21 protein-coding genes are annotated in these 23,767 nt (G+C 47.6%); 13 read left to right on the top strand and 8 right to left on the bottom strand.

Going from position 1 to position 23,767, the window contains the following annotated elements; translation table 11 throughout:
* Positions 1-7 precede the first annotated feature (7 nt).
* Both AC2T0J_RS09400 and AC2T0J_RS09395 read right to left on the bottom strand, forming a co-directional pair.
* Complete coding sequence (locus tag AC2T0J_RS09400) at positions 8-451, bottom strand: PaaI family thioesterase (RefSeq protein ID WP_489809875.1); 444 nt, start codon at positions 449-451, stop codon at positions 8-10.
* Positions 448-867, bottom strand: a complete 420-nt coding sequence (locus AC2T0J_RS09395) for an acyl-CoA thioesterase (protein ID WP_489809874.1) — start codon at positions 865-867, stop codon at positions 448-450. Before AC2T0J_RS09395 ends, AC2T0J_RS09400 begins: the two co-directional genes overlap by 4 nt.
* Positions 868-1,161: 294 nt before the next feature.
* On the opposite strand from AC2T0J_RS09395, the gene AC2T0J_RS09390 reads away from it, so the two are divergent.
* From AC2T0J_RS09390 to AC2T0J_RS09370, 5 genes are all read left to right on the top strand, one after another.
* The gene (locus tag AC2T0J_RS09390; protein ID WP_489809873.1) at positions 1,162-1,869 is read left to right on the top strand and encodes a Crp/Fnr family transcriptional regulator; all 708 of its coding nucleotides are present in this window, start codon (positions 1,162-1,164) and stop codon (positions 1,867-1,869) included.
* A 161-nt stretch (positions 1,870-2,030) separates the two neighbouring features.
* Positions 2,031-3,473: a flavin monoamine oxidase family protein gene (locus AC2T0J_RS09385; RefSeq protein WP_489809872.1), complete on the top strand. Its 1,443-nt coding sequence runs from the start codon at positions 2,031-2,033 to the stop codon at positions 3,471-3,473.
* A 148-nt stretch (positions 3,474-3,621) separates the two neighbouring features.
* Entirely contained in the window at positions 3,622-3,933 is a 312-nt protein-coding gene (locus AC2T0J_RS09380; protein ID WP_489809871.1) for a c-type cytochrome, read from the top strand.
* 151 nt (positions 3,934-4,084) lie between these two features.
* Positions 4,085-4,804 (top strand): hypothetical protein, encoded by a 720-nt coding sequence (locus AC2T0J_RS09375; RefSeq protein ID WP_489809870.1) that lies wholly within the window; start codon positions 4,085-4,087, stop codon positions 4,802-4,804.
* Between the two features lie 689 nt (positions 4,805-5,493).
* Positions 5,494-6,555 carry a DUF1838 family protein gene (locus AC2T0J_RS09370; protein ID WP_489809869.1) on the top strand — a complete coding sequence of 354 codons (1,062 nt, stop codon included), beginning with the start codon at positions 5,494-5,496 and terminating at the stop codon, positions 6,553-6,555.
* A 796-nt stretch (positions 6,556-7,351) separates the two neighbouring features.
* On the opposite strand, the gene AC2T0J_RS09365 is transcribed toward AC2T0J_RS09370, so the two are convergent.
* Positions 7,352-8,752: a sodium/proline symporter gene (locus AC2T0J_RS09365; RefSeq protein WP_489809868.1), complete on the bottom strand. Its 1,401-nt coding sequence runs from the start codon at positions 8,750-8,752 to the stop codon at positions 7,352-7,354.
* Positions 8,753-8,761: 9 nt separating this feature from the next.
* A complete protein-coding gene (locus AC2T0J_RS09360) occupies positions 8,762-10,399 on the bottom strand; it encodes an electron transfer flavoprotein-ubiquinone oxidoreductase (RefSeq protein WP_489809867.1) in 1,638 nt (545 codons plus the stop codon).
* 185 nt (positions 10,400-10,584) lie between these two features.
* Between AC2T0J_RS09360 and AC2T0J_RS09355 the strand changes: the two genes are divergently transcribed.
* From AC2T0J_RS09355 to AC2T0J_RS09335, 5 genes are all read left to right on the top strand, one after another.
* Positions 10,585-11,337, top strand: a complete 753-nt coding sequence (locus tag AC2T0J_RS09355; RefSeq protein ID WP_489809866.1) for an electron transfer flavoprotein subunit beta/FixA family protein — start codon at positions 10,585-10,587, stop codon at positions 11,335-11,337.
* Positions 11,334-12,263, top strand: a complete 930-nt coding sequence (locus AC2T0J_RS09350) for an electron transfer flavoprotein subunit alpha/FixB family protein (protein WP_489809865.1) — start codon at positions 11,334-11,336, stop codon at positions 12,261-12,263. Before AC2T0J_RS09355 ends, AC2T0J_RS09350 begins: the two co-directional genes overlap by 4 nt.
* A gap of 97 nt (positions 12,264-12,360) precedes the next feature.
* A complete protein-coding gene (locus AC2T0J_RS09345; RefSeq protein ID WP_489809864.1) occupies positions 12,361-13,557 on the top strand; it encodes a CaiB/BaiF CoA transferase family protein in 1,197 nt (398 codons plus the stop codon).
* Between the two features lie 343 nt (positions 13,558-13,900).
* Complete coding sequence (locus AC2T0J_RS09340; protein ID WP_489809863.1) at positions 13,901-15,085, top strand: pyridoxal phosphate-dependent aminotransferase; 1,185 nt, start codon at positions 13,901-13,903, stop codon at positions 15,083-15,085.
* Between the two features lie 343 nt (positions 15,086-15,428).
* On the top strand, positions 15,429-15,830 hold the full coding sequence (locus AC2T0J_RS09335) for a GFA family protein (protein ID WP_489809862.1): 402 nt from the start codon (positions 15,429-15,431) through the stop codon (positions 15,828-15,830).
* Positions 15,831-15,878: 48 nt separating this feature from the next.
* Here the strand turns inward: AC2T0J_RS09335 and AC2T0J_RS09330 are convergent, their stop codons facing one another.
* The 4 genes from AC2T0J_RS09330 to AC2T0J_RS09315 form a co-directional block, all read right to left on the bottom strand.
* Positions 15,879-16,673 (bottom strand): GntR family transcriptional regulator, encoded by a 795-nt coding sequence (locus AC2T0J_RS09330; RefSeq protein ID WP_489809861.1) that lies wholly within the window; start codon positions 16,671-16,673, stop codon positions 15,879-15,881.
* Positions 16,674-16,821: 148 nt separating this feature from the next.
* A complete protein-coding gene (locus AC2T0J_RS09325; protein ID WP_489809860.1) occupies positions 16,822-17,865 on the bottom strand; it encodes an alpha/beta fold hydrolase in 1,044 nt (347 codons plus the stop codon).
* 1 nt (position 17,866) lies between these two features.
* Entirely contained in the window at positions 17,867-19,228 is a 1,362-nt protein-coding gene (locus tag AC2T0J_RS09320) for a cytosine permease (protein ID WP_489809859.1), read from the bottom strand.
* A 51-nt stretch (positions 19,229-19,279) separates the two neighbouring features.
* On the bottom strand, positions 19,280-20,443 hold the full coding sequence (locus AC2T0J_RS09315) for a serine hydrolase domain-containing protein (RefSeq protein WP_489809858.1): 1,164 nt from the start codon (positions 20,441-20,443) through the stop codon (positions 19,280-19,282).
* A 254-nt stretch (positions 20,444-20,697) separates the two neighbouring features.
* Here AC2T0J_RS09315 and AC2T0J_RS09310 point away from each other — a divergent pair, with 254 nt between their 5' ends.
* The 3 genes from AC2T0J_RS09310 to AC2T0J_RS09300 are packed head-to-tail and all read left to right on the top strand — an operon-like array spanning position 20,698 to position 23,725.
* Positions 20,698-21,582: an alpha/beta hydrolase family protein gene (locus AC2T0J_RS09310; RefSeq protein WP_489809857.1), complete on the top strand. Its 885-nt coding sequence runs from the start codon at positions 20,698-20,700 to the stop codon at positions 21,580-21,582.
* Between the two features lie 21 nt (positions 21,583-21,603).
* Positions 21,604-22,542, top strand: a complete 939-nt coding sequence (locus AC2T0J_RS09305) for a DUF1838 family protein (protein WP_489809856.1) — start codon at positions 21,604-21,606, stop codon at positions 22,540-22,542.
* Complete coding sequence (locus AC2T0J_RS09300) at positions 22,535-23,725, top strand: serine hydrolase domain-containing protein (RefSeq protein WP_489809855.1); 1,191 nt, start codon at positions 22,535-22,537, stop codon at positions 23,723-23,725. Before AC2T0J_RS09305 ends, AC2T0J_RS09300 begins: the two co-directional genes overlap by 8 nt.
* Positions 23,726-23,767 lie beyond the last annotated feature (42 nt).

The following is a 23,767-nucleotide window of genomic DNA, read 5'->3' as shown; positions in this document are numbered from 1 at the left end:
AACATCTCTACGGCTTGGGGCGTACTTTCTTATAGACGCCACTCGCCGAGACGATCAGCGTGTCGCCTGCATGAACCTCACCACGCATAAACAGCAGGTCCCGGGTTTCCCGCAGAATCTCAGCTTTACCAAACAATGTATCATTCAGTCTACCAACCCCCATATACTGAACCTGCAAATCTACTGTTGGACAAACCACTGTTTCTGGCAACGTTAGTTGGGCGCTTACATAAAACACATAGTCTACAAATGCACTGAGCAACCCACCGTGTACAAAGCCTTCCGGATTTACATGTCGTTCGTCAACAAAAAGATAACAGTCAGCGCCTCGGGTAAAGACCGGCCCAAACAACGCTGTAAAGCCCTGCTGTGCCGGGCCAACTTCCAGCTCTTGCTGGTCAGCTTGTTGATTAGCCATGGCCACCAGATGCTCAAAATCAAAACAAGTCATACCTGGTCCAGATTTAACGTGGAAAGCTCTCTGCGTGTCTGATCACGCAAGATCTCAAGCGTTTTGCCATGCGGCACAGGGCGACGAGTCGCCGGATCCACCTGTACAAAAACTATATCATCGGCTAAACAAATCGTTTTCTTAGTTGCTTTGTTACGCACCAGACAACTCACGGTAATTGATGTCCTGCCAACCGCTTTCGTTGTCAGTCCGAACTCTACTACATCGCCCTGAAGGGCCGGGCTCTCAAAGGCAATGGCACCGATATGTTTAGTAACCAGACTATTTGTATCAAGCTGGCATGTGGCATATATTGCTGCCTCTTCATCGATCCATTCAAGCGCTCGTCCACCGAACAATGCATTTGCATAATTCAAATCATTTGGCATAACTAATCGACGTGTTAGAAATCGCATCGCACCCTCAAAATTTATTGCTATATCTTTATATCATATTAGATAAAATACAGTATGCAATATTTTTTTTAACAACAAAGAGATAATACCGTTGCACGCTCTCAATGCGCTAAATTAGAGCAAATGCCCCAAAATAATACATTGACATATCATTAAACATTTAACATTATAGCAACAATCGTATATAGACGATTGTTTTTATTGGTATCGGAGTTGGAGTCCGTATCTGGCGCAATAATTGCTGGTCTACAAAACTCAACTAACATTCAGCACCAAAGCAGAGGTAACACGGCTATGTTGACTATCTTTATACCTAAACATATTCGCCCAATGCATGGACGCCTTGCGCACAATGACTGTGCACTGTTTCACGATATGACCAGTATGGAACTGGATAAACTTGAAACCTGTGCCGATCAAACCAAATGCAATGCCGGCGATTACCTGTTCCGACAAAATGCTCCTTCCGACCACGTTTACAATGTCATCAGTGGCACCGTTGCCATTGAACGTGTATCGAACAACGGCCGCAGGCAGGTGCTGGGTTTTTTATTCCCAGGCGATTTTTTAGGGATCACCAACGCAGCCCAGTACGATTATGCGGTACGCAGCCTGACAAAAACAGAACTGTATAAGTTCAATCGCAAGCGCCTGTACAGTCTGGCTGACGAATTACCGCATCTTAAAACAAATATCGCTGAAATTAGTTCACGTATTTTTAATCGTATTCTGGATCAACTGTATATTCTTGGCCAGAAAAAAGCGCATGAACGGTTGTGTTTCCTGTTTATGCAACTATTGGAACGCTTACCCGGCGCCCGTCCTGACCGCATTGAATTGTATATGACCCGTCAGGATATGGCCGACTACCTTGGCCTTACCATCGAAACTGTTAGCCGTTCCCTGGCAAAATTAAAAGCTGACGGCCTCATTGCGTTTCCACAATTAAATGTGCTGCAGATACTGAATATTGCAAAGGTCAGTGAGCTCGCAGATACTTGATTTCAAGTGCATTCTATGTTCTAAAAAGGAGTCTGGGAGACTCCTTTTTATTTACACCTCACGAAACTTGACAATAATCAATGCTCAACGGCTTGCATCCCTTAGGATGTTTAAAAAGGAAATCCAGCGATTCAGCGCTACAGTAAAGAGACGCCTGTATTATGAGTAAATCCATTCACGTTAACCGACGTCAGTTTCTGCAAACCAGTGTTGCCCTTATGGGTGCCAGCATGCTCCCGCCACTGAGTTGGGCATCTTCAAATACCGACGTTATCGTGATCGGCGCAGGCCTGTCTGGTTTGTACGCTGCTGACCTGCTGGAGCAGGCAGGTATGACGGTTAAGGTGCTGGAGGGACGTGACCGTATTGGCGGACGTTTACACACCCTGAACGACGTACCGGGTGCACCTGAAGCGGGCGGACAAACTATTGGTCCTAACTATGGCAGAATGATTTATGTTGCTGCGAAACATGGCGTGCCACTGCATAACGTTAACTTTATGCTTGGTAATGAACCAGTACGTCAAATTATACATGCCGGTGGCCATCGAATTTTACCCTCTGAATGGCCAACGTCAGCGCAGAATCCGTTTCCTGAAGCCTTTAAACAAGTACTACCGGACAGGCTATTAAATACCGTGATGGGCATGCCTCCCTTTGACGCCAGCAACGCCTGGCTGCAGCCGGAGTTTGCCAAACTCGATTACCCCGTTGCGACACTATTTAAAGAAAAGGGCATTAATCAGGCATCCATTGATATTGCCGGTATCAGCAATAATTATGGCCCGACGCTTGAAGAAGCCTCTCTGTTGTTTTTACACCGTAACAACGCGATAGTCATGCAGTCCATGCAGACGCCCGGCGGCGTTAAGATGGGCACCGGTGGTAATCAACGTATTCCGGAAGCGATGGCTAAGCATCTGCATGGCGAAGTTCGTCTCAATAGTGTAGTCAGCAAAATTGCTACATCCGGTTCAGGTTACAGTATTACGTGTGCTGACGGCAGTACACACAAGGCGAAATATGTGATTGCGGCCGTTCCCTTTTCAACTTTACGTCATGTGGATATACAGGTTGCATTGCCTGCCATACAGCAAGAAGCCATTGCTCAACTGGCTTACGGTAAGGTGTTTCAGGCTCACTTTGCAGTAGATACGCCGTTTTGGGAAGGGAAAGGCTTCTTGCCAAATGTCTGGTCCGATTCAGTAATCGAACGAGTATTTGCCAGTGACCCAAGTAATGTTGGTAGGATCACGAATCTAACTGTGTGGATTAATGGTAAAGGTGCCGACATGATCGCACAGCTATCATCCAAAGAAGCCGAAGCACAGATTCTGAAATCGTTTTATGCCGCACTACCAGAAGCGAAAGGCGCAGTGCGTTTTGTCAGAACCTACACCTGGACCAATCAAGCCATGTCAAGAGGCAGCTTTGCAGTCTGGCGCCCTGGTCAGCTGACTCGCTATGCCAGCAGCATGTCAATACCAGTTGGTAATCTGCATTTTGCAGGCGAACATACCGCTCAGTGGAGCTCAGGTATGGAAGGTGCCTTAGAGTCTGGGGAGCGCGCAGCAAACGAAATTATTGCGAAAATTAACGCCTGATTATTAAGACCGGTTGACCCTTACTGTACATTTCCTGGCGAATGTTAGACAACTTTCGTAGGCCCGGAAGTAACCAGCATCAGGGACTGTTTATTTTATAAAAATGTACGATACTAAACCGTGCAATAAGATGATTTTTGGAGTAAATATGAATATATCAAAACTGAAACTTACAGCTCTGGCAGCGTTACTGGGTTTATCATTAGGTTCTGCTCACGCTGGGGACGCAGAAAAAGGTAAAGCATTGGCCGGGCAATGTGCAGCTTGCCATGGTGCTAACGGTATTAGTCACAGCCCAATTTGGCCCAATCTGGCTGGTCAGAAAGCCGCTTACCTGGAAAAGCAACTTAAAGATTTTCGCGGTGATGTCCGTAAAGACCCGATGATGACAATGATGGCTAAACCACTTTCAGATGAAGATATTGCTAACCTGGCCGCTTATTACTCTTCGGTAAAATAACCCACTATCCGGACCTGTTTCAGTGCTGTTCAGACGCTACCCACATACTTTTTGTATTTTTGACAAATGTTAAGGTTCTGCATTCAGTCAGTTCCTATGCTGAAGTAGTATCTGAAAGCCTGACTGTTCAGGCCGTTACCAGGGTTATTTTATGTCTGCAAAAATTAATTACCGCTTGTTCGCACTGCTGTGGCTGCCTGTATTCTTAACGGCTTTTACCTCTCCAACGAAAAGCTATGCAACAGACCTGACAAACAACCCATTCTGGATAGCCTCTGTAGGCTACTGGGTCAGCGATAATACTTACCTGGATGGCAGCTACAATTCAAAAATTCCCTATTATCAAACGCTCAAAGCAATTTCCATAAAAGGTAATCTGGTCACCTCGGAGGAACGCAAATTCTATCCCCCTGGTGCCTTTGCAGGCAGTGCGTTGGGGCTCGATATCCCCGCCGAACAGGGTGTGGAGTTAATTCAAATCAGCCGCGGCGAAGCCGGCGACGATGTAACAGTGGTTAATTTTGCACCGTTAAACGTTTACAGCCAGAATCAAAACATCCGGCTGAAAACCGTTTCGGCTGATACAGCCACCATGACTGTTACCGACAAGGAGACGGGAGTATTGGCTTATCAAATGCTAATCACCGTTCCTACCGCTCACTCACACATTACCGCCAGTCTTGGAATCAACGGTAGCTTCGCCAATCAACCTGATGAAACCCCACTGCGCGGCGTATCAATTTTTTCGGCGACGCGAATTGATGAACAAACCTATCATCAGCAAACGAAAATGTTACAGCAACAATTTCAGGTTGGCACGATTGTCACAATCGATCAACATGGTCAGTTTGTCGCAAGCCCCTTGCACTAAATGTTCATCATCCATACATGGACGCCCTGCTCAAAGACTAGCGGAAGCATTGCGTGGCTCTGATACGCCCTGACACCGCGCTTATATCACACGGCAATTTTAACATTAACGGAAGAAGTCGTTTCGAGCCCGCAGGTAACCTATCGCTGATATTGATCAATCGTTATCAATGGCAAAAGTGTCGCACTTCGTCCTTTTTAACCTGAAAACGAATGGGTTGGACTAAGAGACACCGTCTTTATGATTGTATGATGAGCGGCTACGACAACCTGTCGGTTTTATCCCGCATACGCACCTATACAGAAAATCGCGGTTAAAATGTTTTGAAGCCCCAAAAGAATGGACCAGGCCGGGCTTGCAGATAATGACAACAAGGCGGGCGAACACTCGCATACCAGTTAACAAATCAGACTACATTTGAGAGACCAGCATCGTTTGCTGAATTTTTGTATCTTTTCCCGTTATACCAACCCCCATAGACGTTTGCCAGTATTGCTGACAGGAGACTCTTCTATGCGGGTTGGTATTATTTTGGTTCATCACCCCTTTTTCTGTCCAAAACACCGCGCGTCCCTTTTGTTTTTATGCGTTAAACATGACAATTCTCAAAGACTAGCCAGAATGGAACGGTCTAAGCTGATCATGCATAACAATCATATTATTAAATTGAAAGAATCTAGGATGTGGCAATGAATAACTTTTTTAACCGGTTCATCCCGCAAAGCGCTAACCGTAGATCGCTGGCGACGGCTTTGATTGCAGCTTTTCTCACAACCGCCTGCACAGCATCTGCGCAAAAGGACAGTCAACCGCAAACCAGCGTTAGTAAGGAAACGCCGAGCTTTTTAACCACTGTCGATTTTAAAAACCCGGAATGGAACCGTGATACCTATGCCCGCCTGGATGGCGATTTGGATCCGACGAAAGAAAAAGTAGGCTGGTTAAAAGGTAAGGTATTTGGTGTCCGCCCCAATGAGACAGTTCGCGAACTATTTATTATGGAAGGGTTTAGCTTTACCCGTACAAAAAAATTACCTGATGGCAGTATCCGCCGGATGCTGCGTGAAGTGGTATTCTACAAAGATCCTGAAACCGGTGAAATTCTGGAAACCTGGGATAACCCATATACGGGTGAAACCGTACGCGTAGTGCCAATTGCCAACGACCCCTATAACTTCACTATCAGCGCTTACAAACAGCAGGCGAATGCCTACGCTGGCACTAATATGGGTAAACCGGAAAAAGAACCATTTTTACTGGATTGGGAAGAAGGTCCAAACGACACGATCATTCTGAACACCGGGATAAACTTATTCTACCCAAACCGTTTACAACCTGATAAATGGGTGCGCGAGTCTGCTGGTACGTTTAACCGTGTATCTGAACAATTCATCTATGTATTTAAAAAAGAAGACGTAGAAAACCCCAACCTGACCCATATTCCGGCAGTGGGCTCATGGTCACGCATCACACCATGGTTACCCTGGATGTTGATGGGTCAGGCTGAAGGTCATATCAGCTACTTCAGCACCTTTACTACCCTGCCCGGCGGTTTGGCTGAATTACCGGAAGATATCCGTGAAGCAGCGCGCGCGATTGACCCTAAATTCCTATCTGCGCCAACAGAAGACTACGGCCCCAATGTCTCAAGCCTGGAAGCTTACGCGACTGAGCAAACGCCGGCACCGGTACCAGAAGGCTGGGAGCCGCCTAAAGCACCTGAAGCACCTGTATGGCCTCCCAAACAATAAGCTTGTAAACGCTGTTAATAATGCCGCCTGAGTGCGGCATTATTATGTGACTGATTATCCGATTTACTGCTTCTGCAGGTAAATTAGCGATGACGACGATACGATTGTTCGTTGAGGGTTATAATGCACAAATGCATCTTAACTTAGCGCCACCCGGTTGCAATAAACACACAAATAAGCCATTACTTTATGTACACCTTAGCCCTAAACCGGGTCGCATTTTCGAGTGCTTTATGACCGCTTTTGCAACCACGTCCACTGTCATAGCACCTTACTATCCAGGTTTTGGAAAATCAGCACTACCTCCCGTAACCGGCAAGTTTGCATCACTGACTTTACATGCAACATGTGGTTGATAGTCGATCAATTAAACCTCAGCACAATCGTTATACCTGATTACCATGCCGGCTCACCGGTGGCCGCAGAAGTGACTGCACGTCAACCACAATAAGTAGATAGCATTATAGTGGTTAGTGCACTGCTCTTTAGCGAACTAGAGCTGGTCGCAGTTAAAGACTACCTTAAGCCGATACCGCTCGATGCAGCAGGTACTCGCTTCATGTCGATGCGGAGTGACGTCCGGGTGCATGCTGCGAAAGGCAAGTCATTAACACTCGTAGCCGAGTCGTTTGCAGAGAATTTAAGAGCCGGGGAAAACTGCCCATCGGGTGATCGTGCTACATATCGCTATGCCCATCAGTTTCCGATGACACTCAGCAACATAAGACAACCCAGTAAAAGACATTCGCCATTTACTCTCAATGTCATAAATGGCATAAAACACAGGCTTTCAGGGTTAAGATTTCTTTCGGTTCAGCAGCAACACAAAAACAGCCATAGCGAAAGGGATAACCCGCTCAGCGATGTCTCCTGGTGCATCAGGTAGCCAGTTAAACACTACCGCCGACACAAAACCGGTAGACATACCAGCCAGTGTGCCCGTCCCTGAGACACGAACACCAAGCAATTTAATTATTAGAAGCGGACCAAACGCCGCGCCAATAGCAGTCCAGGCAAACAGTACCCTCGAGAAAATACTGGCGGGTAGGAGTATTGCCAAGGCTATCGCTGCTAATGACACCATCAACATCGCCAGACGGGACACCAGCAATTCATGTCCTTTGACAAAGCGCTCCAACCCCAGATCATGAGCTACACAGGCAGCTGCAACTAACAGCATACTATCCGCTGTGGACATAATCGCAGATAGCACCGCAGCAACCATCACCGCACCAAAGACCGAAGGAAACAACGAGGCGGTGATATCAAAAAACAGCGTTTCAGGATTGGCCAGTGAAGGTAGCAGTACCTTACCGGCAATGCCTAAAAAGCACATCCCGAAAAATACCAGGGCAAACCAACCGATAGCAATCCAACGCGCCTGCTTTAGCGCTCTGGCATCGCGTAGAGCCATAAAACGACTGACCAGATGAGGCTGACCAAATGTGCCAAGGCCAACTGCCAGTCCCCCCACGACAACACCCGCAGTAGCTAATCCTGCGGCAGTACCGGAAAAAGACAACATGGCTGGCTCTCCGGCAGCATGTAAGGCAGTAGTGATCCCCTGCCAGCCACTGGCACTGTGCCAGGCTGCTACAGGTACCAACACCGCAGCAATCAGCATCAGAATGCCTTGCAGCGTATCGGTCACGCTGACTGCCCAGAATCCGCCTAACAGGGTGTAAATTAATATGATCGTGCCTCCCAGCAAAATACTTTCAGAGGCATCCATACCAAAGGTACTGGCGAACGTATTACCCGCACCTTGAAATTGAGAGGAAATATACAGCACGAAACACCCCAAAATCATTAGACTGGCCATCACTTTTATACGCTGAGACTGGGGCGCCTTGACATCCTCAGTGATAAATTCGGTAAGGGTAAGCTGTCCCCCGGCCTGACTTCTTTCCAGTATTCGCGGCGCAATCCACATCCATGCAAAAACGGCTCCTGCCACTGCGCCTGCCGCCATCCAGAACGCCACTACACCATACCGGTAGGCCATGCCCGACATCCCCAGTAACGTCCAGGCTGAGGCTGAACTTGCGCCATAACTGATTGATGCCACTACCGGCCCTAACTGCCGCCCTCCCAGAAAATAATCAGCAGTATTCGTGGTACGCTGCTGCGCCCAGAAGCCAACCGCTAGCAGCAGCAGTTTATAACCAATCAGCGTATAAAGAATGGTAGCCGTCATCACCCCCCCTTACATATTGGGGTAATTTGGCCCACCCGCTCCCTCCGGCGCTACCCACTGAATATTCTGGCTGGGATCTTTAATATCGCAGGTTTTACAGTGCACACAATTCTGGCTATTAATTTGAAAATACGGATGCTCTCCCTGAGTCACCACTTCATATACGCCAGCCGGGCAATAACGCTGTGCCGGCTCGTCGTAACGGTTCAGGTTCACTTTTATCGGGATGGCTGCATCCTTCAGACGTAAGTGGCAGGGCTGATCTTCTTCATGGTTTGTGTTAGATAAATAAACCGAAGAGAGTTTATCAAAACTGAGTACGCCATCAGGCTTTGCATAGGAAATCCGCGGAGCGTCCTGAGCCAGCTTAAGAGTAGCGTGATCAGCAATGGGGTCCGACAAGGTCCAGGGCAACCTACCATTAAAAATATTAATATCGATAAAGGCATAAGCAGAACCTAAAATATTGCCCCACTTATGTTGCGCCGGGCCGAAGTTACGCTGCACCCACAATTCTTTATACGCCCAGCTTCGCTGATACGCCTGATAGTAATCAACCGCCATTGCTCGCTCACGGTTTACATCAAGTGCCGCTGCCACGCATTCCGCGGCTACCATGCCAGATTTCATGGCCGTATGACTGCCCTTGATCTTAGCAAAGTTAAGGGTACCGGCTTCGTCGCCAACCAGCATACCGCCCGGAAACTCCATCTCTGGCTGCGACTGAATACCGCCTTTGGTAATCGCCCGCGCACCATAAACCAAACGCGTTCCACCTTGCAGGTGGCGGGCTATTTGCGGATGATGCTTATAGCGCTGAAATTCATCAAACGGGCTCAGATAGGGATTCGAATATGATAGGTCAGTGATAAGTCCGCACACCACCTGATTGTCTTCAATATGGTAAAGGAACCCCCCACCAGCAGCGCCGTTTTCACTCAACGGCCAGCCAGCGGTGTGTACGACTAAGCCAGGCTGATGTTGCGCAGGTGGCACACTCCATATTTCTTTTATGCCCAGGCCGTAATGTTGCGGCTCTTTACCATTATCAAGATTAAACTGGCTAATAAGGGTTTTACCCAAATGACCGCGACAACCTTCAGCAAAAAGCGTGTAAGTGGCTCTTAGCTCCATACCGGGCATATAGGACTCTTTCGGCGTCCCCTGATTGTCTACCCCTAAATCACCTGTAATAATCCCACCTACACTGCCATCATCGTTAAACAGGATATCGGCACCACTAAAACCAGGATAAATTTCAACGCCCAACGCTTCGGCTTGCTCGCTCAACCAGCGGCAAAGCGCAGCAAGACTGATAATATAGTTCCCTTCGTTATGCATGGTTTTAGGTGTCAGCACAGCTGGGATCCGTTGGGCTTTGTTGGCATTTTTGAGGACGTAGATTTCATCGCGCACTACCGCAACATTAAGCGGAGCATCAAGACTCTGCCAATCCGGAAAAAGTTCATCTAGAGCTCGGGTTTCAAAGACCGCGCCTGAAACAATGTGAGCCCCGACTTCACTGCCTTTTTCCACAACGCAGACACGGCTATCCGGACGGATCTGTTTTAATCGACATGCAGCTGATAACCCTGCCGGGCCTGCGCCAACAATCACCACATCGTAATTCATGAATTCGCGTTCCATAGTGCCTTCCTCTAAAGCGCCCTAACCGGCGACAGGCATCGCCTGATACCCACCATAACAATTAATCAAAAAATCCACATTGCACTATATGATATATTGTTATAGCATTTATTCAATATCTAATTATTTGCCATGTTTTACCGTTTTGTTTAGTCGGTAAAACCCGGCAGACACCTGGAGCAAATATGAAAATACTCGTCGCGATAAAGCGCGTTGTTGACTACAACGTAAAAGTGCGCCCAACGTCTGATGGCAAGGGTGTTGACATTGCTAATGCCAAAAAATCCATTAACCCATTTTGTGAAATTGCGGTCGAAGAAGCTGTGCGTCTTAAGGAAGCAAAACAAGCGGATGAAGTCATTGTGGTATCGGTCGGCTCTGACGCTGTACAAGAGCAACTGCGCACGGCCATGGCACTGGGCGCTGACCGTGCGATTCAGGTGAAGACCGATAGCGACCTGGAGCCTTTGGCCATCGCTAAAGCACTTGCCGCTATAGTGGCTCAGGAACAACCAGGACTGGTTATTCTGGGTAAACAATCTATTGATGGCGATAATAATCAGACCGGTCAGATGCTTGCTGCACTTTCCAACTTGCCGCAAGGTACTTTTGCCTCAGAAGTTGTGCTGGGTGACAACGATGTTCAGGTGACCCGCGAAGTCGATGGTGGTTTACAAACCCTGTCTCTAAGCCTGCCAGCCATTATTACTACCGACCTGCGCCTGAATGAACCACGTTATGCATCACTACCAAATATCATGAAAGCCAAACGTAAACCGCTGGCCATCATTGAACTCAGTGAGCTGGGAATCGATGCGCAGCCCAGAGTTGTCATTACTGCAGTTGAGGCCCCTGCTCAGCGAAAGGCGGGTATCAAGGTCAGTAGCGTTGAAGAGCTGGTAAATAAACTGAAAAATGAAGCAAAGGTGATCTCATGAGTGTACTTGTTATAGCCGAACACGACAATAAGTCGCTCAAAGGCGCTACCTTAAATACGCTAAACGCAGCCAGCCAGCTTGGCGACCAAATCGATGTGGTAGTCGCTGGTTATGAATGCGCTGACGTGGCTGCCCAGGTAGCCAAAGTTGCCGGTGTCAGTAATGTACAGTTATTCGATAACGTTGTTTACCAGCATCAGTTAGCCGAGAGCCTGGCTCCCCTGTTGAAGGACCTTGCCGCAAACTATAAGTACCTGTTAGCACCAGCCACGACCTTTGGTAAAAACGTGCTGCCACGAGTAGCCTCACTATTGGATTGCCAACCTATTTCAGACGTTATTGCCATTCTGGACAGCAACACGTTTAAACGTCCGATATATGCTGGCAATGCTATCGCTACGGTGACCTCTGAACAAAGTAAGTTATTACTTACCATTCGCAGCACAGCATTTGATCCAGCAGGTGAGAAGGCATCGTCTGCCCCTGTTAACGCGCAAGACGTAACGATAACCAATCAGCTTAGTCAGTTTGTAAGCGATAGGGTTGCTGCCAGCGACTACCCTGAACTAACAGCCGCCAATATTGTAATTTCCGGTGGTCGTGGCATGCAAAACGGTGACAACTTCTCACTGCTCTACAGCATTGCCGATAAGCTCAACGCAGCCGTTGGTGCTTCACGTGCAGCGGTAGACTCCGGATTTGTACCTAATGATATGCAAGTCGGTCAAACCGGTAAGATTGTTGCCCCGGATCTGTACATTGCGGTGGGTATTTCTGGCGCAATACAGCACCTTGCAGGTATGAAAGACAGTAAGGTCATTGTCGCTATTAACAAAGACGAAGACGCGCCCATCTTCCAGGTAGCAGACTATGGTCTGGTTGCAGACCTGTTTAATGCGCTGCCGGAGTTAGACAAACGCCTGTAATCATCGGCAATAGCCGACAATGGATGAACATGGCCAAGTATGTCTTATTGATATTCATTACCCATCAAAGTACAGATTTTGAATAAAGGATAAACCAATGCAATCAACTGCAACCAAGCCATTACAAAACCTAAAAGTCATTGAGTTTACGCATATGGTCATGGGCCCCACCGCAGGCGTCATTCTGGCTGACTTAGGTGCAACCGTTACCAAAGTTGAGCCATTGGAGGGCGATAAAACACGTCGCTTAAAAGGCTCTGGAGCCGGATACTTTCCAATGTATAACCGCAATAAACGCAGCCTGTGTGTCGACCTGAAATCAGCGGAAGGCAAAGCGATCGCGCTGAAGCTGATTGCAGATGCTGATATCCTGATTGAGAACTTCCGCCCTGGCGCAATGGACAAATTAGGTTTTGGTTATCAGGCGTTAAGCGAGCTAAACCCTCGCCTGGTGTACTGCTCATTAAAAGGCTTTCTGACTGGCCCATACGAAAACCGCACAGCGTTAGATGAAGTCACTCAGATGATGGGCGGGCTCGCTTACATGACAGGTTTACCTGACCGCCCGATGCGGGCGGGTTCTTCGGTTATCGATATCACCGGGGGGATGTTTGGCGTAATCGGAATTTTATCCGCCATACATGAGCGTGAACAGTCCGGTAAAGGACGTCACATTACCAGCTCACTGTTTGAAACCACCGCTTATATGGTTGGCCAACACATGGCCCAGGAAACTGTGCTGGGTGAGGCGCCGCCACCGATGTCGGTACGTCGCAGTGCCTGGTCTATCTATGATATTTTCCATTGCAAAAATGATGAGCGCATTTTCGTCGGTGTGGTTAGCGATACGTTGTGGAAGAAATTCTGTGCCGAGTTCGAACTCACTGATTTCCTTAACGACGAAAGTCTCGCAGCCAATAACGACCGGGTTTTACAACGTGATCGTTTGCTCCCTGTCATTAATGAATTATTTGCCAGTATGGACAAACACACGCTGATGGACCGCCTGGAACGTGCGGGTATTCCATTTGCCCCGATTAACCGACCATCAGATTTGTTTGATGACCCACACCTGAATGCCGGTGGCCTGCTGGAAGTCACCACGCCTCAGGGTAAAGCCAAGTTACCGTCTTTACCCATAGAATTTGACGGTGAGCGCACTACCCTGTTCCACGATTTACCGCTGGAGGGTGAAGACAGCGATATTGTCCTGCAAGACATTGGTTACAGTGATGAACAAATCACCAACCTGATCAATAGTGCGATTATTCGCAAAACAGTTGTCACAAGCTGATTCCTACCCTGGAACCAGAAAAACACGGCAGAGTTATCTGTTGTGTTCTCCGTTGGGGCCCGAATTTGGGCCCCTTTTTTATCCCTGATTTTAGGTCATTGGTCGTTTTTCAAACTAAATAAGCTCTATTCACAGTTGTTTGCTTTTATTTTCGTCAAAACCATCGTAGCCCTGTAACACCTTTATTTCTAAAACTTTAGCTTGGGCTAATTTTTATTCTGGTGGAACTGCCACCCTCAACTATCTGATTACATATCGAAATTGCACTATTGCATCAACTCTAAATACGCTTTAATGTGGATACTCCGTATACTTTATATATTAAAACAGAGTGACATGACCTATGAAATCTGAAATCCAAAATAATTCTCCGGTAGATTCGTCCCGTCGTAAATGGTTAAAAGCAGTGGGACTTGGTGCTGGTGCAACAGCGTTGGCTGCTTGTGTAGATTCCGGGGTTAATGAACTCAGCGCAGCTGGCATGAAGACAGACCATTTCCCGTCTGCCACACCAAATCTGAATGATGGATTGATCAGATTATCGTCAAATGAAAATGCTTTTGGCCCTTCTGCAAAAGCGGTAGAAGCCATGCAAAGCGAACTGTTTAATCTGTGCCGGTATGCCGATCCAACCGTAGCAGTACTTAAAAAGAAGATTGCCGAACAAGAAGGTGTTTCGGAAGATCAGATAATTGTGACTAACGGTTCGTCGCCTATTCTGTTTGGTTATGCTGACTGGATCACTAAAAATGGCAATAAGCTCGTCACCTCTATGGCAACCTATGAGGGCGTGCCACGCGGCGCCGAATTCATGGGTGCAGATGTCACTTATGTGCCACTGGATGCCAATATGGATTTTGATCTGGATGCTATCGAAGCGGCAGTGACCGATGAAACAACCGCAGTTTATATCTGTAACCCTAACAACCCTACCGGTCGCGCGCTGGATCCAGCAAAGCTGAGTGCTTTTGCCAAACGAGTCTCACAGAAAGCCCAGGTGTTTATCGACGAAGCCTATATCGAGATGTCCGAAGGCTACCCGGGCAATGTTCAATCCAAGCTGTCTGCTGAAGGCTACAATGTGGTTATTTGTCGCACCTTTTCGAAAATCCATGCTATGGCAGGCCAGCGTTTAGGTTATGCCATTATGCCCGCCGAACAGGCGAAAGTGCTGGGGCGCCAGCTACGCATGGGCGGTGTGAATTACCTGGGTCTCGTAGCTGGTATGGCAAGTATGGACGATCACGCTAACCTCACTACGATGCGTAACCGGGTTAAAACTGAACGAACGAAGTTAACGGACGCAGCAGAAGCACTTGGACGCCCTTACGCAAAAAATCCACAAGGTAATTTTATCTATATGGATTGTGGTATGCCACATGATCAATTTGCTGAAAAAATGCGGGCTCAGGGGATTAAAGTAGTGGGCAGAACCTGGCCCGGTTACGACACGTGGTCCCGAATCAGCGTTGGTACACCACAAGAAACCGATGCTTGTGTAACAGCATTAAAAACCGTTTTAGCTTAAAACGGTCTCCCCTCGCCGTCTCAATCCTTCGTTGATTGAGTCGGCATTAACCGCTCCGCTGTTTCCACACCCTTATTATAACTTCGCTCATTTCAAGGGAATACCACTACATTGTGTCGTTGTGTATAAATCCACGGGATGGTATATCGTTATTAATGACTTGTGCAGTAGCACAATTTTGTATAATACAATCATAAATGAGCGTAGTTCGGTGAACATAACGAAACAAATGTTTGGGCAATATCGTAAAAACCTGACCAACGCCTGGAGGCTTGGTACTACAATGATTAGCCAACATCACAAGACCTAAATATTGAAAGCCAATAGATCCTGAGGAACAAACATGACCATTAACGGCTCCTGTTTATGCGGCACAGTCACATTTCGTATCGAAGACGACTTCGAGCACTTTTTCATCTGCCATTGCCAGCATTGTCAGAAAGATACGGGGTCGGCATTTGCGGCCAATCTGTTTATTCGCAAAAATGCTATAAAGTGGCTATCTGGTGAGCACAGCATAACCAACTTTACACTGGCAGGTTCTCGGCATGTTCGTAGCTTTTGTGCCAGTTGTGGCTCAGCAGTCCCGAACCTGACAAGCGAAAACGAGACAGCCGTTGTTCCCGCCGGATGCCTGGATAACAATCCGTCAAAAAAACCTGATGCACATATTATGACCGCCAGTGCACCAAACTGGGCAAGCGCTCTGCACAGGTTACATCGCTATACCGGTTATCCCGAGTAGGTTCAAAAAAGCCTGCTCGAGGCAGGCTTTTCGTTGTATTTTAAACGACTAATGCTTTTCGTCGTTTAATTCCATATTCATCTGATACTGAAAAATGGCCGGGTTGTAACGACAGTGCAACATATCAACCAGCTTGCCTTCAGAATCATAGGACCGGCGCGCCAGCACCAACAGGGGTGCGTTTTCCCGCATATTCAGTTCGCGGGCGACATCCGGCGAGGCCGGTTCAGCGCTGATAAGCTGATCAATTCGAGAGAGCACAATGCCATTTCGTCGCAAAAGCTCTATACGGGTATTGTTCTTTAACGCTTGCTCACTAAACGTGCTAATCGATGTGAGTGTCCAGCTGAAATAATAAGCGAAAGGAATTTGCTCATCTTCGGTTAAACGCACACGCACCAAACGACAGGCGGTTTGACCATCCTGCAAACCTAACTCTTCACGGATATCCGCAGGTGGAATCGCTTCCGCAATATCCAGGATGCGAGTCAGAGTGTGCCTGCCCATAGTCTCAATACTCTCCAGCATCCCCACTAATGGCGCTTTAACAGGTTTGGGTTTGTATTTATACGTCACCGTACTGCCACGCCCCCGACGTCGCTCTACCAGCTTCTCTGCTGAAAGCTCATCCATCGCGCGCTTAACTGTAATACGTGACAGCCCAAACGCTTCTCCCAATTCCTGTTCGGTAGGAAGTTGCGAGCCATAACTGATCGTGCCATCGATAATCTGCTCTTTCAGCAAGCTGTATAACTGATGGTACAACGGCGTAGGACCATCCCAGCTCAACCCGTTTTGGTTTCCATATTGTTTCAGCGTGGCGATGATTGACGATTTAGTCAAAGATCTCTCCTTTAAGAATACCCGAATACTTAAAATATCTAACACAACTATCGATTAATTGTGTGCATATTGCTACATTAACAGGTGATTATACCTTTTAAAGTCCTTTATACCTAATACTGCGTGTAAAATGCGCAATTCAAACCACTTATTCGGATAATGTGGGGCAACCTTTAACTGGATTATTTTTAAGCTTCAGGAAGAATTGGTTCGCTACCTTAACTGTTTCATAAGGACGCTCTAAATTTATGTAGTGTCCGCCGTTATTAAAGGTTACCAGTTCCTTACTGCAGGCATTTGTCAGCGCGTGAATAAATGCATCTGCAGTTGCTGTATCCAGCGCCTGATTTGCGGTTCCCCACATGATTAGACTCGGCGCCTTCACATGCGCTAACACGCGCTGAGGATTACCCGCCTCATAAAATTTATATGCCACGATAGCTAGCTTATCGCGGTTCTGAATATTCAGTAAATCGAGCTTACGTTGAATAAGTGCTGGTGTGCGCCGCTCAGGATCGTTGATATAGCCGTTATAGAACGCTTCCACATCCTCTCTTAGCACCACAGGATCAGTAAATATATTCTTTCTTGGTTTCGCTGGCTTTTGTACTGATTCCTGCTTTGCTGGTTTAGACTTGAGATTCTTCGCTGCTTTGCCACGCTGAATACCAGCAGAGTTTATCAGTACCATTGCCGTTACGCGATCAGTGCGGGTAGCAGCGTAACGAAACATCAGCATACCGCCATAAGAGATGCCAACGACTGCAAATTTCTCCGCACCTAAATGGTCCATGAGCCCATCAATAAGTACTTGAGAACGAGGCGCAGAGTAATTCCCACTGGGAATATCGCTGGTTAACCCAAAGCCGGGCAAATCAAATCGTACCACACGGAAGTTTTTGCTTAACACCTCGGCCCATTCATCCCAGTCAGACAAATCACCTAAAGTGCCGTGCATCAGCAAAATTACCGGGCCTTTACCTTCGTCGCGATAATGCACATTAATGCCTTCTATATCGGCAAATTGTGAAGTAGGACCGGCGTATTTTGCGCGTATTTCTTCAAGGGTATGGGTGCGTGTCGTGCCGGTATCCGCTTGCGCAAGTCCCGACACTGCAACAGAGAAAGCTGCAATAATTGCTATTTTTAACATTCGTTTTATCATTGTATTTCTACCTTGTTCGCCGACCATATCAGGCATCAGCCTGTGATGAAGTCGTATTTTGTTTTGTCGGGCTTACCATTTTAGCAACCACTGCGAGAATGAGATACGCGAGCATCGATACCAGCAAACCGTACAAAGACGGGAATAGCGCAGTGACTCCTGGCAACTCTACTCCGGCCCCCGCTAAGTATGCGCTGCCGGCGCCAATTAGATAAGACACAATTGCCAGTGAATTCCAACCCGGCAAATGAGCCAGCGTTTCAGGATCATAGTGTTTCTTATTCACCACATAGTAGTCCACTATTACCGGGCCAATAATAGGTGGCACCAGTGCGGCTAATAAATTAATCCAGTCAAGAAAGTACTCGTACACACCCAGTCCCAGAATGGTCCCGGCAACCCCGCAAATCAGCGTGGTAACGCGCTTAGGCTTTTTGAACACACTGGCAGTTTGTACAGCAGGCAGATATAAATTGGTATCGCCGGTGGTCCAAAGTGCGAGACTCATAGCAATGACGCCAAGCAAGCCAATGACCGTACCTTGTTCCAACATGTATGTAGTGAACTCATAGGTTCCTGACACGATGCCGCCCATCGAGCCGATGACCTGCAAAAACCACTGAGAAATAATCAGAACCACAAACGGGATAGCAATGGCTACCCAGGCTTTTTTAGCAAAACGGGTATAATCTGCCATTACTATGGCCCCGACAATCCAGGATCCAACCACCATATTAATCGCATCACGCATACTGAGCGGCGATGCAGCAGCCTGAGTGGCTGACATGTCAAAAAATGCGTTCCACCCTCCCACGGAATCAATATTCAACCAGGTGGCGTAAATACCGACCGCGACTAGCATAAGCACCGACGGCATACTTACCTTTTCGAGCGCTTCCACCCCCAGATAAGTGGTTGCGGTAAACAAAACGCCTGCGCCAATCGCAACAACATAAAACGTCGTTGAATCGAATGATTGCGCCCATGCATAACCAAACGCACCGACCGTAATCCCCTGCCAGCCAATGGTTAGCAGCGCAACGAACAGCACCGGAATGTAGGCTCCCACGTTGCCGTAGGTAAAACGGTAGAGCAAACCACTGTTACACGCGGTCTTGTAACCGATGTAACCCACCAGCGCACCAATAATAAAGTTCATACTGTTACCCAGAAACGATGCCATCAGTAAATCCGGCATAAACGGTAACCCTTTTCCTAATGCACCACCGGTTAACAAACCAGTGACCAGAAAGCCCCAACCAAACGCCAGTGCCAGCAGTGGAAAAGCATTGCGGCGCTGACTTTCTTTCAAAGGAGAGAGTGGATTATCGGCACTTTTCGCTTCTTCGGTCGCATCAAGTGTCCACCATTGCTTAATTTTGTTTAACATTGTTCCCCTCATATGCTGATGTATAGCGGAATAAAAATACGGCCAATAACACTAATCCAGGATGAGATTGGGTAGTTCTGAATCGTCCCAGTTCCGACTGGGCTGGCCTATCCGTACAATAACGGTCTTTTGTGATGGAATGATATACACCCGCTGAGCGCCGGAGCCGTCGAGGAAGTACACATCATCCGCTTTAAATGGCTGCTCAGCGGGCACAACAAAAGCGCTACTCTGGCTGTATTGGCGTGCCGGGTTATGTGGACTACCCCGCCAGATTAGCCAGCCGTAATTAGCGTTAAGTGGCGACGGTTTCAGCATATTGTCTACCCACTCTGCTGGAATAACCTGCTTACCATCGACCTCACCCCGGTTCATGATCAACAGGCCTATTCTTAACCAGTCGCGGGCTGAAGCCTGTAAACAACATGACGTCCGTGGCGAGCCATTTTCATGATCCAACCAGACGCGAGCAGGTCCGGCTCCCAACGGCTGCCATAAACGCTGCGAAAGATACTGTGCATAACGCTTTCCCGTCGCGTTCTCAATAACCCAGCCAAGATATTGAGGGTTCACATTGGCATAATAAAACTCGCTGTTCGGAGAGAGCGACATTGGCCAGTGGCTGTAGGCTTCGCGTAAATCATTGCCAAGATAGGTTTGCGTACCAACACTCTCCGGGGCTGACGAAAAAGGGGGGTTAGTCATCCCACTGGACATTTCCAATAACGAACGAAGAGAAACCTGACCTAATGCTGCAGGTCGGATATCTGTTACAAAATCTTGCAGTGTGGCATCTACAGACGCAATGTAACCATCAGCAACTGCCGCCCCCAATACTAAGGCGACGACCGTTTTGTGCATCGAAGCAGTGTCGTATCTTGAAGATTGAGAGAAACCAGGCCAGTATTTTTCGTAACGAATTGCGCCATCGCGCCAAACTAAAAAGGCATAGCTGTTGTGCGCATGCGCGAGACGTTCGGCGGTTTGGTAATGTTGCTCGTCGTCGAGATCTATCGGCAAAGGTGACACATCCGATCCAGGCACGTCTTCCAACGGTGAATACCAATCTACCGCCGAAACAATATCCTGCCATGGCATCGTCGCTTGTCTTTCTTTCACAAATTCAATCTGTTTTGCCGAAGGCCAGGTATCTTCTGCATGAACAAGTTGACTAACACACCAACACAAAAGCAATGGCACGCCTAATTTACGCATGTACTCATCCTTACATTGCAAATAATACCGTATATCAATCAAATGACCGTAATGCAGTCCACCGCCCGATTCCTTAACAAAAGTCAATTATGCAAACATTGAGCTATGTTCTCTCCGGTATTTAAGGCTGAAGGGTTGATGTGGTGAGACAGAAATTGATATTTGTCATGGGCGTTAATGCGTATCAGGTTACACTGTGATGTTGACGCTTTATTAAAATCTCAATAGAGATTGTGCTTAGAAGGCTGTTTCTTATGAATGTAGCTAATTGTTTTTACTTAATAAAATTATTTACCCTTAGCGTCCTGTTGCTTATTTCAGGTACGCTCCACGCTCATGCTCAAGAACCAGAAGTTATCGAACTTCATTATGATGACAGAGCGATACAGGTTTGGCATTGGCAACCAACCGGTAAAACTGTAGGAACCATTCTTTTTTCACATGGAGCAGGTTCTGCCCCCTGGAAATATGCACCATTAGTCACACAATGGCTTGAAAATGGTTATCAGGTATTCGGTCCATTACATGTTGATTCTACCGATCATCCTCACCGTGACCGTTACGCCGGTTTCGCCTCCTGGACTACCCGTCTGCAGGATATGCAGATACTTGCCGATACCTATGGCGGTGAAAGCTACATTGCTGCCGGGCACAGTTACGGTGGCCTTACTGCGTTGGTTAAGGGCGGAGCTGTTGCACTGATACCTGACGGTGTGCCGGAGCCCGTTGCCGATAACCGGGTGAAGTTAGTACTGGCATTTTCCCCACCCGGGGCAATTCCTGGTTTCATTGAAAAACAAGGCTACAGCAAACTTGCGGTACCCGCTCTAATTCAAACCGGTACTGCTGATGTGCCAATGGGCAGTGACGCAGGATGGCAAACTCATCTTGATGCCTATCACGCAGTTGAACGTGGCGGCGAACGCTACGCCTTAGTACTTGATGATGTTGACCATTACTTCGGTGGTTTGATTTGTCGGCCGGAACTTCCCGGACCACACCAAACCACACAGATGCATGAAGCATTGCGCATTTCGACACTCATGATCAAAGCCTATGTCGAGAACGATTCGTCAGCAAAATCAACCCTCTCAGAACAACTTGGGCAACATGGCCAGGCAAACTTACAATCCAGGTAACCCATTGATACAGGAATAATAATGAGCAATAATCAATCCAGGCGTGACGCATTGAAACAACTTGGCGGTATAGGCTTATCAGCACTGACATTAGGCACCGCTTCTCAGGCCACGGCCGCTGAACAAACCAAACGTTACACGGCTATCGATCTCGACCTGTCCACCCCAGAGCGCCGCTCAACAGTGGCTACAAAAATTATGGGCAGTATTGGTACCGAAGAAAAACATGCTTTCCTGCGTTTTCATATCTACGGTTATATGGGAGAAAACGTTGTCCCCTTCTTTTCAATGAATAACTATGTCGTTCAACATTGGTCACCCGATAGCAGACCAGGACACTTTAACCTGAAACACTATGAAGTGGGTTATTTTACCGAATTCGATACAGATAACGCGATTACACACTGGAAAAACCCGGTAACCAATGAAGTGGTAGAGTTGGAGACGTTTATTCTTGGCCCCATTGGCCGACTGTACACGCCCAACGGTATTATCGCACCAGGCATTGCTCCGCAACCGCTGCGCATTAATGTGATTGGCGACAGAGTCTATGTCCCAACTCAATCCATTGAATCATTTCCAAACATGTTTCAGCCCAAGGATTGGCCTGTCTATTCAAGTGGTGAGAAAATTTACTGGGACTCGATGTCTACCTATTCCGCCCCACTGGCTGATGTGCTCGACACGAGTCGCCATTCAGTTAACGCTGAAATACACATGCAAAACCTGACAAGCTGGCAACCCTTTCTGCGACTGGGTCAACTACAGGGTCGCAGTATGGCGCGCGCTTTCGGGCAAAACATAGCCGGCTTTCACGAATTGCCGCCGCAGATAAGGGCCGATTTCGAAAAATTTGCACCGGCCATATTTGATACAAAGAACTGGAATGATATCCGCTTTGACTCCATTGATTTTTATAACAAAGCGTTAGCCGAGAAGAAGGGAAAGAATCATGATTAAACCGTTCATTTCTGTTGCAGTTGGTACGCTGTTATTAACGGCGTGTGCTGCCGCGGAGACGGATTACGAAGCCATGTATCTGGCGCGCTTCGAAGCGATAAAAGCCAACCGGGGCATGATGCCTGAATACTCACCCATGGAATCAGTCGCAGGGGCTTCCCATTATCAGCCTTTAGCACAAGCGGCTGATAATGAACTGTCTGTCAGCCAACAGGCACTGGATGAAGCGGACCAATACGCGGCAAACAATAATTCCACTGCATTTATGGTTTGGCGGGATGGGAAGATACAACGAGCGTCTTATTATGACGGTGCTGATTCTACTACCCCAATTGTATCAAAATCGTTATCCAAGCCTCTGGGTGCCATCGCTGTTGGACGCGCCATTCAACTCGATCATATCGATTCCATTGAACAATCGGCAGCCGATTTTATTACTGAGTGGCAGGGCACCCCAAAGGCAGCGGTTAAGATTAAACATCTGCTCAACATGACCTCAGGGTTTTTACCACAAGGCTATAGCACTGATCCGATGCATCCCTGGAATACAGCCTATCTGTCTTATGAACATGATAAGGTTTTAATCCACGATTACCCCTTGCAAAGCGAACCTGGCAGCACTTATGGCTACAATAATGCTGCCGCAGACATGATTGCCATCATTCTCGAAAGGGCAACGGGTGAGCGCTATTCTGATTTCCTCAGCACACAGATATTATCGCCTATCGGTGCCGCTGGCGGCGAAATTTGGGTCAATCGGGTGGGTGGACTCGCTCATTCTGGCTGCTGTATGAAACTTCCCGCTGAAACATGGCTTAGATTAGCAATTTTGCTCCTTGAGGATGGCAAAATCGCGGGCCAGAGATTACTACCTGAAGGTTACGTCACACTGATGCGAACCCCATCAAGCCATAACGAACATTATGGCCTGGGAGTTTGGGTAGGCACGCCTTATCAGGAACGACGAGGATTTACCGGCTCCTCAGGTCCGGGGCCAAAAGTGTTGCATTCAGCCCCTTACGCCGACCCTGAGCTGTTTTTGTTTGATGGCAACTCCAATCAGGTAGTGTATGTCTCCCCGGCTACCAGAACTGTTATTTTACGGCTAGGTCAGACGCCACCAAAGACACCAGAATGGGACAATAGCATCTTACCCAACCTGATATTAAAAGGGCTCCGTTGATCCCTTATCAATTAACGCCGTAAGCATTAAGTATTTAGTCAG

The sequence above is a fragment of the Alteromonas sp. ISO5 genome (genome assembly GCF_058105165.1).
This window is presented reverse-complemented; position numbering and strand designations above follow the sequence as displayed.